The organism is Streptomyces sp. NPDC086787, from assembly GCF_044745865.1.
Classification (GTDB): domain Bacteria; phylum Actinomycetota; class Actinomycetes; order Streptomycetales; family Streptomycetaceae; genus Streptomyces.
In genome coordinates this window covers 1-1,160 of the sequence record NZ_JBIVBC010000057.1, presented here as the reverse complement: position 1 = coordinate 1,160, position 1,160 = coordinate 1, and the positions used below count along the sequence as shown (strand labels likewise).

The 1,160-nt window shown below is 64.7% G+C and carries 1 protein-coding gene; it reads left to right on the top strand.

The genetic code is table 11. The features are described 5' to 3' along the window. Nucleotides 1–38: 38 nt before the first annotated feature. Nucleotides 39–1,160 carry an IS630 family transposase gene (locus ACIPK3_RS34420; protein WP_402576145.1) on the top strand — a complete coding sequence of 374 codons (1,122 nt, stop codon included), beginning with the start codon at nucleotides 39–41 and terminating at the stop codon, nucleotides 1,158–1,160.

The following is a 1,160-nucleotide window of genomic DNA, read 5'->3' as shown; positions in this document are numbered from 1 at the left end:
CTAGTGTCCTGCGCCAGTAGTTGATCGTTAGTAGTTGTGTGACTTCTGCTGCTGATGCGTCAGTTCCTCGTCGAGGCCCGAAGCTGGAACCATTGCTGCTGTCTGATGACGAGCGGGCGGTGTTGGAGCGGTGGACGCGTCGGGCGACATCGGCCCAGGCACTGGCCCTGCGGGCACGGATTGTGTTGGCGTGTGCGGGGCCGGAGGTGCCGCCGATCGTCGCGGTCGCCCGGGATCTGCGGGTGACCGCGGACACCGTCCGAAAGTGGCGACGGCGCTTCCTTGCCGAGCGGCTGGACGGGCTGGCAGACGAGCCCCGACCGGGCCGGCCGCCGACCATCAGCGTCGATCAGGTGGAGGCGGTGGTGGTCACCACGTTGGAACAGTTGCCGAAGAACGCCACGCACTGGTCGCGGACATCGATGGCCCAGCACAGTGGCCTGTCGAAGTCGACCGTGGGCCGGATCTGGCGACAGTTCCAGCTCAAGCCGCATCTGGCGGACACCTTCAAGCTGTCGACGGACCCGTTGTTCGTGGAGAAGGTCTACGACGTCGTGGGCCTGTACTTCAACCCGCCCGAGGGAGCGGTGGTGCTCTCGGTGGACGAGAAGTCGCAGATCCAGGCCCTGGACCGCTCCCAGCCGGTGCTGCCGATAATGCCGGGCATGCCCGAGCGGCGCACCCACGACTACGTGCGCAACGGCCTGACGACTCTGTTTGCCGCGTTTGATGTCGCCACGGGTGAGGTCATCACCGCCCTCCACCGTCGGCACCGGGCCGTGGAGTTCAAGAAGTTCCTGATTCGGATCGACAAGGAGGTGCCTGCGCACCTGCAGGTCCACTTGATCGTGGACAACTACGGCACCCACAAAACTCCCGCGATCAAGACCTGGCTGGCCAAACACCCGCGATTCGAGCTGCACTTCACCCCCACCGGCTCCTCCTGGATCAACCAGGTCGAGCGGTGGTTCGGCTACCTGGCCCACCAGATGATCCGCCGCGGCGCACACAAGAACATCCAGGCCTTGGAAGCCGACATCCGCGCATGGGTCAAGGACTGGAACGAAGAACCCAAGCCGTTCATCTGGACCAAGACCGCCGAAGAGATCCTCGACTCCCTCGCCCGCTTCTGCCGACGGATCTCTGGCGCAGGACACTAG